The following is a 17,239-nucleotide window of genomic DNA, read 5'->3' on the forward strand; positions in this document are numbered from 1 at the left end:
AGGCTATTTTGCTTACCATTTTGAACCTGGTCCCTAATTTCGCTTACTCAGGCTGCTGTTCCAGCGCCTGAGTAAGTTGCTGGCGGAGCTCTGCCAACATCTCATCAAGAATAAACTGTACCCGCCATGGCTGATATTCACGTTTGCGGAAAATCACCACCAAATCCAGCCACCATTCATGTTGTTCTGAGAAACATGGAACCAGCGACCCGGATTCAATATCTTTTTGGATACTCGCATTTGGCGCAAAAACAATGCCCAGATGGTTACGTGCCAGCGCCAGTGCAGACTGTGTATTGTCGCAGACATAATTTCCGGTCACCCGATAATCGTGCATCTCCTTGCCTCCGGCAGAAGTGAAACGCCAGATATTAGCCTCATCTATCATCATGGAATCAATCAGGATACAGGAATGTTTTTCCAGTTCATCAGGGCTACTAATAGGATGTGCTTTGATATACTCAGGGCTGGCAAAAGCCGTCACCGCATATTTAGTAATGAAACTGGCAACCAGAGATTCATCTTTAGGATGTGCATAGGTGATTAAAATATCACAATCTTCAGGAAAGTCGACACCTTCAAAAAATGCCTTTCGTTCCAGGTTACATGTTTTAAGTGAGAGACTAATTCCACCGATATCCTGAATTTTTGCGATCACATGTTGCGATAAATAAGCAATTATGCCCGTCGGTGCATATACGGTTACCCGGCCACGTTTTTCGTGCTTATAATCAGCAATGAAATTATTGAGCTGATCGTTTCTGTCCAACATGTCATTGATGTAAGGAAGCAGCGCTGTACCAAACGGTGTGAGGGTGAGCTGTCGAGTGGTGCGATCAAATACCTTTAGTCCAACTTTGGATTCAAAATCAGCAAGATACTTACTAACGTTGGCTTGTGCGATGCCGAGAACCGTAGCGGCATGACTGATGTTTTCACTGGCAGCAATTACCGAAATAATCTTCAGTTCCCGGTGTTTGAGTTGTAATTTGTTCATCGCCAAACCCAATATATATATGTTTGTATATATTACTATATAAATATGAATCTTGCACCGATGAAATTGTAAGCATTATTATGCACGCGTTTTGTATCTTATTTTAAAATGGAATGTGGGCATGTTAATTAAACGCAATATTGTGGCGCTATTCGCCTTTTCATTTATGGCGAGCGCAACTGCCGCAGAATTTTCTATTGGCGGCGGCGCTGTATATAACGAATCTCCTTATCGTGGATATAATGATAACGTTCACGCAGTACCGCTTGTCAGTTATGAAAGTGAATCATTTTATTTTAGGCAAACAACGTTAGGTTATATTCTTTCAAAAAATGAAAGTAATGAATTTAGCATTACTGCCTCGTACATGCCGCTTGAGTTTGATCCGGGTGATAACGACGATCAAGCGATGAAGCAACTGAACAAGCGTGACGCAACCGCGATGGCGGGTGCTGCATGGTATCACCATGAGAAATGGGGCAGCGTGAAAGTCTCCGCAGCAGCGGATGTGCTGGACAACAGCAACGGTTGGGTTGGGGAAATGTCTCTGTTTCGCCAAATGCCGATGGGCAAGCTGACGCTGACGCCGGCGATTGGCGTGCTCTACTATGACGAAAACTTCAACGAATATTACTACGGCATCTCTGGCAATGAATCCCGCCGTAGTGGGTTATCAAGCTACTCCCCTGGCGATAGCTGGACACCGTATGTTGGCCTGTACGCTAAATACGCATTGACCAGCAATCTGACGCTGCTGGCCAGCGCCAACTATAGTGCGCTGCCAGATGATATTAAAAATAGCCCGATGGTTGACCGTGATGACAGCTTTACCTTTATGTCCGGTCTGACCTGGCGTTTCTGATTCTCACCCGTTTGTCCTCAGGGAGGAGGGCAATCTTTTCAATGTGATAGACCGGATAAGACCCGAAGCATCGTCATCCGGCCATTTCCAATGAGCTGGGTTTTACTGTTCGCGATTAGGCGGATCGCCATAGTTGTTCAGGCACCTGACAATATTTAACCGTTTCCCCTGTCCGATCAAGGCGTCAGGGGCAACCTCTCTGGCACTCTGTGGTTTTCACGCAGACGGAGGGTGCAATGAACGAGTTTATTATGGCGGATGCGGCAAAATGTATTGGGTGTCGTACCTGTGAAGTTGCCTGCGTCGTCGCGCACCAGCAAAACCAGGACTGCGCGTCGGTCTCTTCCACTGCGTTTACCCCGCGCATCCGCGTGATCAAAGACGACGCCTTTACGACGGCAGTCGCCTGCCATCAATGCGAGGACGCTCCCTGTGCAAATGTCTGCCCGACGCACGCAATTCGTCGTGAACATGGGCATATCTTCGTTGAACAGACGCGTTGTATTGGCTGTAAAAGTTGTATGCTGGCCTGCCCGTTTGGGGCAATGAATATCGTCGCCCGCTCGTCACGGGTGCAGGCGATAAAGTGCGATTTATGCTGGCACCGTGATGCGGGACCCGCGTGTGTCGAAGCCTGTCCGACCAGCGCGTTGCAGTGTATAGATGCCGTCAGTATTCAGCGCCAGCGCCTGGGTTCACTACCACAGTAATGTGAGTCCCGACCTGTGGTTAGGTCGGGACTTGCGTTAGCCTTCCTGCCAGGCGCGTTCGATCTCTTCAGCCAGAATCTTCACTCCAGCTTCTATTTTCTCTGGTTCTGGCACGTAGTTCATCCGCATACACTGATGCGTATGCGGCCAGGGTTTATCCAGACCAGGGAAGAAGTAGTCACCAGGAACCATCAGCACGCCGCGCGCTTTCAGACGCTGATACAACAGTTCGGTGCTGATAGGCAAATCTTTGAACCATAACCACAGGAAAATCGCGCCCTCCGGTTTATGAATAATGCACCGATCTTCAGATAAATAGCGGCGAATGATCGCAATCGTCTCCTGAACGCGCTGATAATAAAACGGCTTGATCACCGTCTCGGACAGGCGCAGAAGGTCGTTGCGTTTAATCATTTCGCACATGATTGCCGGACCCATTCCGCCAGGCGCGAGACTGATAATGCCGTTCATGTTGGTGATGGCGGTGATGATTTTTTCATTCGCGATAATGATGCCGCAGCGGGAGCCTGGCAGACCCAGCTTGGAAAGGCTCATGCACAGCACAATGTTGGGGTTCCACAGCGGACGCGCTTCGCTAAAGATGATGCCGGGGAACGGTACGCCATAGGCGTTATCAATCACCAGCGGGATCCCATGCTGGTTGGCCAGCCGGTCCAGCTTCATCAGCTCTTCATCGGTGATCACGTTGCCTGTCGGGTTTGTCGGACGTGACACGCAGATCATGCCCGTCTCTTCACCGATGTGCAGGTGTTCAAAATCAACGTGATACTTAAACTGACCTTCTGGTAACAGTTCGATGTTTGGACGCGCGGAGACAAAAAGATCCTCTTCCAGCCCGGAATCGGCATAGCCAATGTATTCCGGAGCTAACGGGAACAACACTTTTTGCGTTGTTCCATCGGCGCGGCGTCCGGCGAACAGATTGAATAAGTAGAAAAATGCGCTCTGACTGCCATTTGTCAGTGCAATATTTTGTGGCTCGATATCCCAACCCTGCTTCTCACGTAGCAGTTTCGCCAGCTCAGTCAGCAGCTCGGTTTTACCTTGTGGACCATCGTAATTGCAAAGCGCATCAGTGGCTTTGCCGTTTTCCAGCATATCTGCCAGCAGAGACTGAAAGTAATTTTGCATCTCTGGAATTTGCGCCGGATTGCCGCCACCGAGCATGATGGCGCCTGGGGTGCGTAAACCGTCGTTAAGGTCCTCCATCAGGCGTGTGATGCCTGAATGGCGGGTAAATTTGTCGCCAAAAAGTGAGAATGTCATAGCAGGTGGTCTGTCGAACTGAGTAGTAAAGTGGCTAACCATAGCGCTACCCATGGCAGGGTGCAAATCAGGGGTATCAGGCCGGATTGAGATTTTGTGCTACTGATTTTTATTTGGCTGGTTTTTAATGTTGAGTAAGGCTTCCCGCTGCGTGCACAGCGAGAAGCCTGCCGAGATCAGGGCTGACCGGCCCACACCACCATCACCTTATCGTCGCCATGCTCACGAATAAATCCGTATCCCTGCTTCAGCGGCAGCGTGATTTGTTTACCGGCGCCAATGGCGGGATGTCTGGCCCTGAACTGACTGATTCGCTGCCAGTGTGCGACGCTGGCGGCAGATTTCCCGGTCACATCCTGCCAGTTCATCTCTGAGCGCGTACCCTGTAATGGGTCTGAGCCGGTTGGGCCAAAGGGGCGGGCCGACTCGTCGCCATAAAAGAGTTGAACCGCGCCAGGTGCCAGCAGCAATAGCTCGGCGGCGTTGTCTCCACCTTCGCGGAACAGACGTGTATCGTGCGAGGAGAGATAGCTCAGGACGTTGAAGTCCTGCAATTTATCCGCCATCTGCTGCCAGGTGGGGTCCATATTTGCCAGACAATCGACGGCCTTTGCCGCCTGCTCCTGGTAGTCGAAATTGATCATCGCATCGAAGCCGTGACGGTAATAGTCGCTTTGCATCACACCGTGACCCCAGGCCTCGCCAGTCATCCAGAAGGGGTTATCATCCAGCGCTTTTTCCGGATTGGCTTTCTTCCATTCGACCAGCGCCGCGCTGGCTTGTGTTTTTAGCTGCTGCCAGGCGGGAAGCTCGACGTGTTTAGCGGTGTCGACCCGAAAGCCGTCAATCCCATAATCACGCACCCACTGACTGAGCCAGTGCGTCAGATAATCCCGGGGCGTGTAACCGGCGATGGCTTTGGCGTGCGTATCCGGCTTGTGCTGATAAAAGTTTGGCAGCCCGGAAGGCGTGGTGGATTCGGTTTTCAGATCGGGCAGGAAGGCCAGCGACATCGTCAGGTCGTCAAAGCCAGGATTGTCGTAATCGCCAATATCGGTGCGGATCCAGTTTTTCCCCCACCATTTTTCCCAGCCAGCTTTATCGCTAAAGTTGATGTAATCATTGAAACTGTGCCAGCTTTGCCCGGCGGCTGGCTGCCAGTCCGTCCAGCGTTCCCCGAGCGTTTTTTTCAGTTCATCGCCCGATAGGTACAGTGCCCCAAACTGATACTCCTGCATATCCGCCAGCGTGGCGTAGCCGGTATGGTTCATCACCACATCAAACAAGACACGGATGCCGCGCTGGTGTGCGCCATCAACCAGCGCGCGCAGGTCCGCTTCGTTTCCCATATTGGCGTCAAGCGTGGTCCAGTCCTGGGTGTAGTAGCCGTGGTAAGCGTAGTGGGGGAAGTCCCCTTTGGCGCCACCTCCGACCCAGCCGTGGATTTGCTCAAACGGCGCGCTGATCCACAGGGCGTTGACGCCTAACTGTTGCAGGTAGTCGAGTTTGCTGGCGAGCCCGCGCAAATCGCCACCGTGGAACGTGCCAATTTCCTGCATGCCGTCGTTGCGACGCCCATAGCTGTGATCGTTACTCGGATCGCCATTCACAAAGCGGTCCGTCAGGACGAAATACACCGTGGCGTTATGCCAGTCGAAAGCGGCGGGGGCATCGGTTTCTGCCCGTTCCAGTAGCAACAGCCCGTTACTTGTTGCGGCGGGTTGTAGGGTAATCGACCCGTTTTTTACCGTTGCCGTTTGCTGGCTGTAGAAATCACGCACCACGGCACCTTCCGGGAAGGTCTGGCTCACGTCCAGCGTTAATGGTGAACCGTCCCATTTCGGGCATTGGCGAATCTGGGTGGTGACGGTGTCCTTAGCACTTTTTACCAACAGCATCAGCGTTGGCGTACCGGAGCGGGTATCGATTTCCAGCGTGTAATCGCCGTCTTTGAATAAACGCCACTGTGGCGGCGTGCCTTCACAAGGTTTTAGCGACAGCATCTGGTTGAGTTTTATCGCATCAGCAGGCTGCCAGCACTGTTGGTCAAAATTTAGGGTTAAAGGACGGGTACCCTTCGTCAACGCTGCATGGCTGACGAATTTTCCCGTACCTTCCGCTTCGAAGGTGGGAAGTCCTTGAGACGTCCATGATGAGGCGATGGCAATGCCGGGCATTAGCGCCAGCGCAACGGCGGCAAGTTTCATAGTGCTGTCCTTGATGCTGCGATTTTCGCCAGTTTGCCAGTGAAATCAGGCCGGAAACTCCTCCTTTGAGTTGATTCCGCCAGGAGGAGAAGGGAGGGTGAGCGATCGCGCGCAAAAAATGAACTGATTTTGCGATAACCTCCACATTTTCTTCGAATTAATGGCACCCAGAACCGTTAATACGTGACATAGTTTCAGAATTGGACTATTCCTGTGGGTGCTCTTGACGGCTATTTTTGATATGATTTGAGATTCATCTCTCATTTTTGTGAAAAATATAAGGTGTTGGAATGTATAAATCCGACCAGGAGACCTAATGATATTGACTCCCATTCGACGATATGGGGCAATGATTCTTATGTTACTCACCGTTGCATTTTCGGGTGAGGTGCTGGCAAAGACACACACGGCGACAACGAGTCACAAGCCCCAGATAACCAAGGCAAGTAATAAACAGGTTAGCAGTAAACAAGAGTATTCTCGCAATAGTGCAAAGAGTAGTTCACTTCCTGATTTGCGAAAATACCCTTCCGGAACACCAAGGAAAAAAGCGTTTCTCCGGACGGTTATGCCTTATATTACCAGTCAAAATGCTGCCATTACGGCGGACCGTAACTGGCTGATTTCAAAACAGTACCAGAACCGCTGGTCACCGACTGAGCGTACGCGTATGAAAGACATCGCGAAGCGCTACAAGGTGAACTGGTCTGGTAACACGCGTAAAATTCCGTGGAATACGCTGCTTGAACGTGTAGACATTATCCCGACCAGTATGGTGGCAACCATGGCTGCGGCAGAAAGCGGCTGGGGTACGTCGAAGCTGGCGCGTAGCAACAACAACCTGTTTGGCATGAAATGTGGCAAGGGTCGTTGTAACAATGCACCGGGTAAGGTGAAAGGCTACTCACAGTTTGAATCAGTGAAAGAGTCGGTGAATGCTTACGTCATTAATTTGAATACGCATCCGGCCTACTCTTCCTTCCGTAAGTCACGTGCGCAGTTGCGTAAAGCCGATCAGGAAGTCACCGCCACCGCGATGATCCATAAGCTGAAGGGTTATTCCACTAAGGGACAGAGTTATAACAACTATCTGTTCGCAATGTATCAGGACAACCAGCGTTTAATCGCCGCGCATATGTAATTTCGAGTGCCGGATGGCGACTTCGCCCTCCGGCTATCATCCTTATAGCAACACTTCACTGTTCACATCGCGATACTCTTTTGGCGTCGTGTCGTACTCTTTCTTAAATACCGAATAGAAATACTGCAGAGATGGGTAGCCGCACATCTGTGAAATTTCGTTGATTGAAAGCGTGGTAGAAATCAACAGGCTGCGCGCCTTTTCCAGCTTTTCGGCATGAATCACGGCGTGAATGGTCTCTCCGACCTCTTCTTTAAAGCGCTTCTCCAGATTCGAACGTGAAATCCCTACTGAGTCCAACACTTGTTCAACCTTAATGCCTTTACAGGCATGATTACGAATAAAGTGCATCGCCTGAATTACCGCTGGATCGGTCAAGGAGCGGTAATCGGTTGAACGACGTTCTACAACACGCACCGGTGGAACCAGAATGCGTTGCAGCGGCAGTTCTTCATTCGCCAGCATACGATGCAGGAGTTTTGCGGCCTGATATCCCATCTGTCTGGCTCCCTGAGCCACGGATGACAGCGCTACCCGTGACAGGTAACGGGTCAATTCTTCGTTGTCTATCCCTATCACGCACAGTTTTTCCGGTACGGGAATATGCAGGTGTTCACAGACTTGCAGGACGTGTCGTGCCCGCGCGTCGGTGACCGCGATAATGCCGGTTTGCGGCGGCAGAGTTTGCAGCCAGTCCGCCAGCCTATTTTGCGCGTGCTGCCAGTTCTCCGGTGCGGTTTCCAGCCCCTGATAGACGACGCCGCGGTACTTCTCTTTGGCAACCAACTGGCAAAACGCATATTCACGTTCTGCGGCCCAGCGTTTACCGCTTGAGGAAGGCAGGCCGTAAAACGCAAAGCGGTTAATCCCTTTCTCTTTCAGATGCAGGAAAGCGCTTTCTACCAGCGCGTGGTTGTCGGTGGCAATGTAATGTACTGATGGATAATCTTGCTGCAGATGGTAGGAACCCCCAACGCCGATGATCGGAACATCGACATCGACAAGTAATTGCGCAATATCATCATCGTCATAATCAGCAATAACGCCATCGCCCAACCAGTCTTTAATATTATCGATACGGGCGCGGAAATCTTCCTCAATGAATATATCCCACTCGGATTGCGATGCCTGTAAATATTCACCCACTCCTTCTACCACCTGGCGGTCATAGGCTTTATTGGCATTAAATAACAGAGTGATGCGGTGACGTTTATCAAACATAAGAACCTGTCCTGGAAAGGTTAACGTGGGCCTGTCGATACTAGCAAAACCGCAGGTACGACTGCTTGATGAAGCGTGACAAATTTCCTGATTGCCTGAGGCTACGCAAAATTTACATACTGCTAGCGGGATGACAATTGTCATTTTTTATCTGCGCATTACGGTTTTTTGTTTAATGGCTAACCTTCGATCGTGATCGCCTTTTTATTTCTTTTTTCAGCGCGTTTTTTTGGGAGCCAGCGCACGTTTGGGTATTCTCTTAATTGCGGTGTGAAATAACGTAATTGAGCAATAAATCAGGAAATTCCAGTATAGCCATATCGCAGTTTACTTGCCGTATTACCTGATTATGGAGCTTATTATGCCGGCTTATTTTGACCAACTCGATCGTGTACGTTTTGAAGGAACTCAGTCCACCAACCCGCTCGCATTTCGTCATTACAACCCAGACGAAATCGTGTTGGGCAAGCGCATGGAAGATCATCTGCGTTTTGCTGCCTGCTACTGGCATACCTTCTGCTGGAACGGTGCGGATATGTTCGGTATGGGTGCCTTCGATCGTCCGTGGCAGCAGCCCGGTGAAGCGCTGGAATTAGCGAAGCGCAAGGCGGACGTGGCGTTCGAGTTTTTCCACAAACTGAACGTGCCCTACTACTGCTTCCATGACGTGGATGTCTCGCCGGAAGGCGCGTCGCTGAAAGAGTACAAAAACAATTTTGCGCAGATGGTTGATGTACTGGCGGCAAAACAGGAGCAGAGCGGCGTGAAGCTGCTGTGGGGAACGGCAAACTGCTTCACCAACCCACGTTACGGCGCGGGCGCGGCCACGAACCCGGATCCAGAAGTGTTCAGCTGGGCCGCCACGCAGGTGGTTACGGCTATGGATGCCACGCATAAATTAGGCGGTGAAAACTACGTTCTGTGGGGCGGTCGTGAAGGCTATGAAACGCTGCTGAATACCGATCTGCGGCAGGAACGTGAGCAAATTGGTCGCTTCATGCAACTGGTCGTGGAACACAAACACAAAACCGGTTTCCAGGGCACTTTGCTTATCGAGCCGAAGCCGCAGGAACCGACCAAGCACCAGTACGATTACGATGCGGCGACCGTATACGGATTCCTCAAGCAGTTCGGTCTGGAAAAAGAGATCAAACTGAATATCGAAGCCAACCACGCCACGCTGGCGGGTCACTCGTTCCATCACGAAATCGCCACCGCTATCGCACTGGGTCTGTTTGGCTCTGTCGATGCCAACCGTGGGGACGCGCAACTGGGCTGGGATACTGACCAGTTCCCGAACAGCGTAGAAGAGAATGCGTTGGTGATGTACGAAATCCTGAAAGCCGGCGGCTTCACCACCGGTGGCCTGAACTTCGATGCCAAGGTTCGTCGTCAGAGTACCGATAAATACGATCTGTTCTATGGTCATATTGGTGCGATGGATACCATGGCGCTGTCGCTGAAAATTGCGGCGCGTATGATTGAAGACGGTGGTCTGGATCAGCGCGTGGCTAAACGTTATGCCGGTTGGAATGGTGAGCTGGGCCAGCAAATTCTGAAAGGGCAGATGACGCTGACGGAAATTGCGCAGTACGCTGAACAACACAACCTGGCGCCAGTGCACCAGAGCGGTCATCAGGAATTGCTGGAAAATCTGGTGAACCATTATTTGTTCGACAAATAACGGGTCTCTGAGCATGTCCGTAAGCCCGGTCAGCTCGCGCGACCGGGCCTTTCTTTAAGGAACGATGCCCTATGTATATCGGGATAGATCTTGGCACATCAGGCGTAAAGGCCATTCTGCTCAACGAGCAGGGCGATGTGGTCGCTTCGCAAACGGAGAAACTCACCGTCTCGCGTCCGCACCCGTTATGGTCAGAACAAGACCCTGAGCAGTGGTGGCTGGCAACGGATCGCGCTGTGAAAGCCCTGGGTCGGCAGCATTCACTTCGCGAGGTGAAAGCGTTGGGGATTGCCGGACAGATGCACGGCGCGACGCTACTGGATGAACAACAGAAGGTATTGCGCCCGGCTATCCTGTGGAACGATGGTCGCTGCGCCGAAGAGTGCGTCATGCTGGAGAGCCTGGTTCCGCAGTCTCGTGCCATCACCGGCAACCTGATGATGCCTGGCTTTACCGCGCCAAAGCTGCTGTGGGTACAGCGCCACGAACCGGAGATTTTTAGCCGGGTTGATAAAGTCCTGCTGCCGAAAGACTACCTGCGCCTGCGTATGACCGGCGATTTCGCCAGCGATATGTCTGATGCGGCTGGTACCCTGTGGCTGGATGTTGCGAAGCGTGACTGGAGTGATGTCATGCTGGAAGCCTGTAAGCTGACTCGTGCGCATATGCCTGCGCTCTATGAAGGCAGTGAGATTACCGGAACATTGTTGCCAGCAGTCGCCAGGGCCTGGGGAATGCAGGAGGTTGCGGTGGTCGCCGGAGGTGGGGATAACGCAGCGGGGGCGGTTGGCGTGGGCATGATGAATGCCGGTCAGGCGATGCTATCGCTGGGTACTTCCGGGGTCTATTTTGCGGTCAGCGACGGCTTTCTCAGCAAACCGGAAAGCGCGGTCCATAGCTTTTGCCATGCATTGCCTGAACGATGGCACCTGATGTCCGTGATGTTAAGTGCGGCATCCTGCCTGGACTGGGCGGCAAAATTAACCGGACTGGCGAGCGTTCCTGCGTTGATTGCCGCAGCGCAACAGGCGGATGAACACGCTGAGCCGGTCTGGTTTTTACCCTATCTGTCCGGTGAACGTACGCCGCACAACAACCCGCAGGCGAAGGGCGTATTTTTCGGTCTGACGCATCAGCATGGTCCGGCGGAGCTGGCACAGGCGGTGCTGGAAGGCGTTGGTTTTGCATTGGCTGAGGGTATGGACGTGGTACACGCCTGCGGCGTGCAGCCCTCCAGCATTACGCTGATTGGCGGCGGGGCGCGCAGCGAATACTGGCGTCAGATGCTGTCTGACATCAGCGGATTGCAGTTGGATTACCGTACCGGCGGCGATGTCGGCCCTGCTCTCGGTGCGGCGCGTCTGGCGCAAATTGCCATTAATCCGCAGCAGCCATTATCAGACCTTCTACCTCAGCTTACGCTGGAGCAGGCGCATTATCCTGATGTCGAGCGCCATGCCCTTTACCAACAGCGTCGGGAAACCTTCCGCCAAATCTATCAGCAATTACACCCGCTGATGTCCTGACCCTAAATCCCCTCTGGTAAACAGAGGGGATTTATCAAATATATATTTCAATCTAATTAATAATTAGCGCGCATGAATTTATTCTGAAAGTCCGGCGTAGTGACCTTTTCTGTGTTGTCTTTAGCGGGTTATTCATATTGTATCCATGATGGATAAGGAGGTCCCAATGAAGACGACAAGGCTGTTGCCATGGATATTATTCTTCTCTGGTGCATTTATTTACGTTATTGGCTTATGGCGGGCATGCCCGTTATTGAGTAGCAAAGGCTATTTTTTTGCCGTGCTGATGACGGGAATGTTTGTGACGTACGTTTATCAGCGTGCAGATAATCTCAATCAGAACGATGAACACTTCGCCTCTGTATGTCAGATGGTGGCGCTCATCACGGTAGGGGTGCTGTTGGTGGGCGTATTGAATGTCCCATTATCCCCCCTCGAAAAGGGGCTGTTCCCGGTGGCATTCATCGTATGTTTACTGGGGCAAGTTTTACTCATGCGTTCAGCAGAATATTTATCTAAAGGACAGGACCTCTAAATGGAAAACAGGACATCAACTTATTCACCGGCATTTAGTATTGTGTCATGGGTCGCGCTTCTCGGCGGCATTGTGGTTTATCTGCTGGGGTTGTGGAATGCCGATATGCAGTTGAACGAAAAGGGGTATTACTTTGCTGTTTTGGTGCTTGGTTTGTTTTCTGCTGCGTCGTATCAAAAGACGGTACGGGATAAATATGAGGGGATCCCGACAACGCCGATTTACTACATAACCTGTCTTGCCGCGTTTATTATTGCGGTTGCGTTGTTGGTTATCGGTTTGTGGAATGCCACGCTGCTGCTAAACGAGAAAGGGTTTTACGGCCTGGCCTTCTTTTTAAGCCTGTTTGGTACCGTTGCGGTGCAGAAAAATATCCGTGATAGTGGCTTTGAGCATCCAAAAGAAACGCTGGCAGTCGCAGACGATTTTACGGAGTGATCGTATGCCCTCGATGGTTACCGATCGAGGGCTTTTATTGTTAGCTCACCAGTCTGCGCGTATCGATGCGCTGCAACATTACAGACAACAGTAAACTTCCCGCCAGCGTGGCGCTAAAAATCCATAGCATATCCAGCGGCGGCCAGTTTTTGAGTTCTACACCGTTGGTGCGTAGCGCGTGAATGATCAGCGCATGAAAGCCATAAATGCCCAGGGAGTGGCGGGAAATAAGGCCCAGTACCGGCAGAGTGCGCGTACTGAGCGTATTTTTGACCAGCGTCAGGAGGGAGGCGGCACAAATAAACACCGCCGGGCCGCAATAGAGATACCAGGTATCGGCAAAATTGCCTCGCCAACGCAGTTCATGCAACGTGCCTCGAGAAATAATAAACACTGCGGTGATAAACAACGCCGCACAGAGCCAGGTAAGTGCGCGCTTGTGCGTATCCATCATACCAATCGCTCGGCCTAGCATACCGTACACGATGTAGTAGAACGTGTCGCCACTGATGTACAGGTTGATGGGAAGCCACTCAAAACCGCCAATTTTTTGTGAGACGGTATTGGGATTGGCAATCACCCCAATCACCACCATAAGCGCCAGCAGCATCTTGCCGCTGATATTTTTTACCTGTATCAGCGGGGAAACCAGGTAGATTACGGCGATCGCGAAGAAAAACCACAGGTGATAGAACACCGGCTTTTGCAGCAGGTTTTTCAGCGACAGCTCAGCGTTGATCGAGGTAAACAGCAGGATGTAGGCCAGCGCCACGCTGCTGTAAAACAGGATGCAGAGCGCAATGCGCATGAAATGGCGCGGTTTGGCGCTGCGCTCGCCAAAAAACAGATAGCCCGAAATCATAAAGAACAACGGGACGCTGACGCGAGAAGCTGAATTGAGCACATTGGCCAGATCCCAATTCAATGGGCTGACGCTTTGCGCATTGGTGATGTACCAGGTCGTGGTGTGGATCATCACAACCATGAGACAGGCTATCCCGCGCAGGTTATCAATCCAGAATATTTTGGGCTGCATCAGTTCCTCTGTATCCATTAAAAAAAGTCTGACCGAAATTTTGCGAGCGTAGCTCACTGGAAAAATCCGAGTTCTTACGCTAAAGCTTGAGATGGTCTGATGAGATTCTCAAAATAGCATCCGTTTCCAGACACTTAATAATAAGACTGACCAGCAAACCAGGCGGTAATAAAATGATGATGAAGTATTTCTTTTCCGCGATCGTTACCCTTTTACTGGTTGCGTGCGCCGACACCCAGTCGCCTGCACCCGCGCAGAAGGCGCAAAAGATCAAAGTCAGTGCAACACGTTCGCTGGATATGGAGTCACTGTGTAAAAATGAGGCGGCACAAATCTACAACACTGGTGTGCAGAAAATTGATATCTCCGGTCTGGAACAATTTCAGGGCAGCTATGAGATGCGTGGTTCTACCTTCCGTAAAGAGAGTTTTGTCTGCTCTTTTGATGCAGACGGGCAGTTTTTACACCTTTCCATGCGCTAAGTTCCCCCTTTTTCCCGTTTCGTACTGTATATCTTGCAGCCAGCGGGTATACTGACCGCTTCCTTTAAATCCACACGTATCCAGCACGAAATAATATGCAAAAGTTTGATACCAGGACCTTCCAGGGCTTGATCCTGACCTTACAGGATTACTGGGCTCGCCAGGGCTGCACCATCGTTCAACCATTGGACATGGAAGTCGGCGCGGGGACATCTCACCCAATGACCTGCCTGCGGGCGCTGGGGCCGGAACCGATGGCGACTGCTTATGTGCAGCCTTCTCGTCGTCCGACCGACGGCCGCTATGGCGAAAACCCGAACCGCTTACAGCACTACTATCAGTTCCAGGTAGTGATTAAGCCGTCTCCGGACAACATTCAGGAGCTGTACCTGGGTTCTCTGAAAGAGCTGGGTATGGACCCGACCATTCACGATATCCGTTTCGTAGAAGATAACTGGGAAAACCCAACGCTGGGTGCCTGGGGTCTGGGTTGGGAAGTGTGGCTGAACGGTATGGAAGTCACGCAGTTCACCTACTTCCAGCAGGTTGGTGGTCTGGAATGTAAACCAGTGACCGGGGAAATTACCTACGGTCTGGAACGTCTGGCCATGTACATTCAGGGCGTAGACAGCGTTTACGACCTGGTCTGGAGCGACGGCCCGCTGGGTAAAACCACTTACGGCGACGTGTTCCATCAGAACGAAGTGGAGCAATCCACCTACAACTTCGAATACGCCGACGTGGACTTCCTGTTCACCTGCTTCGAGCAGTACGAGAAAGAAGCGCAGCAGTTGCTGGCGCTGGAAAATCCGCTGCCGCTGCCTGCGTATGAACGTATTCTGAAAGCCGCCCATAGCTTCAACCTGCTGGATGCGCGTAAAGCCATCTCAGTCACCGAGCGTCAGCGCTATATCCTGCGTATTCGCACCCTGACCAAAGCAGTGGCAGAAGCTTACTACGCTTCCCGTGAAGCCCTTGGCTTCCCGATGTGCAACAAAGACAAATAAGAGGCGGCCATGTCTGAGAAAACTTTTCTGGTGGAAATCGGCACTGAAGAGCTGCCACCAAAAGCACTGCGCAGCCTGGCTGAGTCCTTTGCTGCGAACTTTACCGCGGAGCTGGATAATGCTGGCATCGCGCACGGCAACGTGGAGTGGTTCGCCGCGCCGCGTCGTCTGGCGTTGAAAGTCGCTGCCCTGGCTGAAGCACAACCCGACCGTGAAGTAGAAAAACGCGGCCCGGCTATCGCCCAGGCGTTTGACGCCGAAGGTAAACCGAGCAAAGCGGCCGAAGGTTGGGCGCGTGGCTGTGGCATCACGGTTGATCAGGCTGAGCGTCTGACCACCGACAAAGGCGAGTGGCTGCTGTATCGCGCGCATGTGAAAGGCGAAAGCGCTGAAGCGTTGCTGCCGAACATGATCGCCACCTCACTGGCGAAGCTGCCGATCCCGAAACTGATGCGCTGGGGCGCGTCTGACGTTCACTTCGTGCGTCCGGTTCACACCGTGACGTTGCTGCTGGGCGATAAAGTTATTCCGGCAACTATTCTGGGTATTCAGTCCGATCGTGTGATCCGCGGGCATCGCTTTATGGGCGAGCCGGAGTTCACCATCGATAATGCCGATCAGTACCCAGAAATTCTGCGTGAGCGCGGCAAAGTGATTGCGGATTACGCTGAGCGTAAAGCCAAAATCAAAGCCGATGCCGAAGACGCGGCGCGTAAAATTGGCGGCAACGCCGATCTGAGTGAAAGCCTGCTGGAAGAAGTCACCTCGCTGGTGGAATGGCCGGTCGTGCTGACCGCGAAGTTCGAAGAGAAATTCCTCGCTGTTCCGTCCGAAGCGCTGGTACACACCATGAAAGGTGACCAGAAGTACTTCCCGGTATACGCGAACGACGGCAAACTGCTGCCGAATTTTATCTTCGTTGCCAACATCGAATCCAAAGACCCGCAGCAAATCATCTCCGGTAACGAGAAGGTGGTTCGTCCGCGTCTGGCGGATGCCGAATTCTTCTTCAATACTGACCGTAAAAAACGTCTGGAAGACCATCTGCCGCGTCTGCAAACCGTGCTGTTCCAACAGCAACTGGGTACGCTGCGCGACAAGACTGACCGTATCCAGGCGCTGGCGGGCTGGATTGCTGGTCAGATTGGCGCTGACGTTAACCACGCAACGCGTGCTGGCCTGCTGTCCAAGTGTGACCTGATGACCAACATGGTCTTCGAGTTCACCGATACTCAGGGCGTGATGGGCATGCACTACGCGCGTCACGATGGTGAAGCGGAAGATGTCGCTGTGGCGCTGAACGAGCAGTATCAGCCGCGTTTTGCCGGTGATGACCTGCCGTCTAACCCGGTTGCCTGTGCCGTGGCGATTGCCGATAAGATGGACACCCTGGCGGGTATCTTCGGTATCGGTCAGCATCCAAAAGGCGACAAAGACCCGTTTGCGCTGCGTCGTGCCGCGCTGGGCGTACTGCGTATCATCGTTGAGAAGAACCTGAATCTGGATCTACAAACGTTGACCGAAGAAGCGGTTCGTCTGTATGGCGACAAGCTGACTAACGCCAACGTGGTGGATGATGTGATCGACTTTATGCTTGGTCGCTTCCGCGCCTGGTATCAGGATGAAGGTTACACCGTCGATACCATTCAGGCAGTACTGGCGCGTCGTCCGACTCGTCCGGCTGATTTCGACGCACGTATGAAGGCGGTTTCGCACTTCCGTACGCTGGAGGCCGCGTCCGCGCTGGCTGCAGCGAACAAGCGTGTATCGAACATCCTGGCGAAGTCTGAAGAGACGCTGAATGACCGCGTAAATTCGGCAACGCTGAAAGAGCCGGAAGAAATTGCGCTGGCGCTGCAGGTTGTGGTGCTGCGCGATAAGCTGGAGCCTGTCTTTGCAGCTGGTCGTTACCAGGAAGCGCTGGTTGAGTTGGCGGAACTGCGTGAACCGGTTGATGCGTTCTTCGAGAAAGTGATGGTCAACGTGGAAGATAAAGATCTGCGTATTAACCGTCTGTCTATGCTCGCAAAACTGCGCGAACTGTTCCTGCGCGTAGCGGATATTTCTCTGCTGCAGTAACGCTCCTGAGCTGACTTAGAAAAGCCG

The 17,239-nt window shown here is 52.2% G+C and carries 15 protein-coding genes; 10 read left to right on the forward strand and 5 right to left on the reverse strand.

Features of this window, described 5'->3' with window-relative positions; genetic code table 11:
• Positions 1-43 precede the first annotated feature (43 nt).
• Positions 44-997, reverse strand: a complete 954-nt coding sequence (locus OGV52_RS09720; RefSeq protein ID WP_216403936.1) for a LysR family transcriptional regulator — start codon at positions 995-997, stop codon at positions 44-46.
• 121 nt (positions 998-1,118) lie between these two features.
• On the opposite strand from OGV52_RS09720, the gene OGV52_RS09725 reads away from it, so the two are divergent.
• Positions 1,119-1,859 carry a MipA/OmpV family protein gene (locus OGV52_RS09725; RefSeq protein ID WP_259688698.1) on the forward strand — a complete coding sequence of 247 codons (741 nt, stop codon included), beginning with the start codon at positions 1,119-1,121 and terminating at the stop codon, positions 1,857-1,859.
• A gap of 236 nt (positions 1,860-2,095) precedes the next feature.
• Positions 2,096-2,569: a 4Fe-4S dicluster domain-containing protein gene (locus OGV52_RS09730; protein WP_153689910.1), complete on the forward strand. Its 474-nt coding sequence runs from the start codon at positions 2,096-2,098 to the stop codon at positions 2,567-2,569.
• 36 nt (positions 2,570-2,605) lie between these two features.
• Here the strand turns inward: OGV52_RS09730 and avtA are convergent, their stop codons facing one another.
• Together avtA and malS are read right to left on the reverse strand one after the other, a co-directional pair.
• Positions 2,606-3,856: a valine--pyruvate transaminase gene (gene avtA / locus OGV52_RS09735; protein ID WP_353622597.1), complete on the reverse strand. Its 1,251-nt coding sequence runs from the start codon at positions 3,854-3,856 to the stop codon at positions 2,606-2,608.
• Between the two features lie 176 nt (positions 3,857-4,032).
• Positions 4,033-6,063 carry an alpha-amylase gene (gene malS, locus OGV52_RS09740; protein WP_287108433.1) on the reverse strand — a complete coding sequence of 677 codons (2,031 nt, stop codon included), beginning with the start codon at positions 6,061-6,063 and terminating at the stop codon, positions 4,033-4,035.
• A 316-nt stretch (positions 6,064-6,379) separates the two neighbouring features.
• On the opposite strand from malS, the gene OGV52_RS09745 reads away from it, so the two are divergent.
• The gene (locus OGV52_RS09745; RefSeq protein ID WP_016154930.1) at positions 6,380-7,204 is read left to right on the forward strand and encodes a protein bax; all 825 of its coding nucleotides are present in this window, start codon (positions 6,380-6,382) and stop codon (positions 7,202-7,204) included.
• A 42-nt stretch (positions 7,205-7,246) separates the two neighbouring features.
• Here the strand turns inward: OGV52_RS09745 and xylR are convergent, their stop codons facing one another.
• Positions 7,247-8,425: a D-xylose utilization transcriptional activator XylR gene (xylR, locus tag OGV52_RS09750; RefSeq protein WP_047501327.1), complete on the reverse strand. Its 1,179-nt coding sequence runs from the start codon at positions 8,423-8,425 to the stop codon at positions 7,247-7,249.
• 361 nt (positions 8,426-8,786) lie between these two features.
• Between xylR and xylA the strand changes: the two genes are divergently transcribed.
• The 4 genes from xylA to yiaA all read left to right on the forward strand — a co-directional run bounded on the left by xylA (position 8,787) and on the right by yiaA (position 12,608).
• Positions 8,787-10,109: a xylose isomerase gene (gene xylA, locus OGV52_RS09755; protein WP_047501329.1), complete on the forward strand. Its 1,323-nt coding sequence runs from the start codon at positions 8,787-8,789 to the stop codon at positions 10,107-10,109.
• 71 nt (positions 10,110-10,180) lie between these two features.
• Entirely contained in the window at positions 10,181-11,635 is a 1,455-nt protein-coding gene (xylB, locus tag OGV52_RS09760; protein ID WP_016154924.1) for a xylulokinase, read from the forward strand.
• A 166-nt stretch (positions 11,636-11,801) separates the two neighbouring features.
• Positions 11,802-12,170, forward strand: a complete 369-nt coding sequence (gene yiaB, locus OGV52_RS09765; protein WP_016154923.1) for an inner membrane protein YiaB — start codon at positions 11,802-11,804, stop codon at positions 12,168-12,170.
• A complete protein-coding gene (gene yiaA / locus OGV52_RS09770; RefSeq protein ID WP_016154922.1) occupies positions 12,171-12,608 on the forward strand; it encodes an inner membrane protein YiaA in 438 nt (145 codons plus the stop codon).
• A gap of 40 nt (positions 12,609-12,648) precedes the next feature.
• Here the strand turns inward: yiaA and OGV52_RS09775 are convergent, their stop codons facing one another.
• Positions 12,649-13,644 carry an acyltransferase gene (locus tag OGV52_RS09775; RefSeq protein WP_235116995.1) on the reverse strand — a complete coding sequence of 332 codons (996 nt, stop codon included), beginning with the start codon at positions 13,642-13,644 and terminating at the stop codon, positions 12,649-12,651.
• Positions 13,645-13,817: 173 nt separating this feature from the next.
• Here OGV52_RS09775 and OGV52_RS09780 point away from each other — a divergent pair, with 173 nt between their 5' ends.
• The 3 genes from OGV52_RS09780 (at position 13,818) to glyS (ending at position 17,212) form a co-directional block, all read left to right on the forward strand.
• Positions 13,818-14,126: a YsaB family lipoprotein gene (locus OGV52_RS09780; RefSeq protein WP_047501335.1), complete on the forward strand. Its 309-nt coding sequence runs from the start codon at positions 13,818-13,820 to the stop codon at positions 14,124-14,126.
• A gap of 95 nt (positions 14,127-14,221) precedes the next feature.
• Complete coding sequence (gene glyQ, locus OGV52_RS09785) at positions 14,222-15,133, forward strand: glycine--tRNA ligase subunit alpha (protein ID WP_001168551.1); 912 nt, start codon at positions 14,222-14,224, stop codon at positions 15,131-15,133.
• A 9-nt stretch (positions 15,134-15,142) separates the two neighbouring features.
• The gene (gene glyS / locus OGV52_RS09790; protein ID WP_016157728.1) at positions 15,143-17,212 is read left to right on the forward strand and encodes a glycine--tRNA ligase subunit beta; all 2,070 of its coding nucleotides are present in this window, start codon (positions 15,143-15,145) and stop codon (positions 17,210-17,212) included.
• Positions 17,213-17,239: the final 27 nt, after the last annotated feature.

The sequence above is a fragment of the Citrobacter sp. Cb041 genome (assembly GCF_030336655.1).
GTDB lineage: Bacteria > Pseudomonadota > Gammaproteobacteria > Enterobacterales > Enterobacteriaceae > Citrobacter > Citrobacter braakii.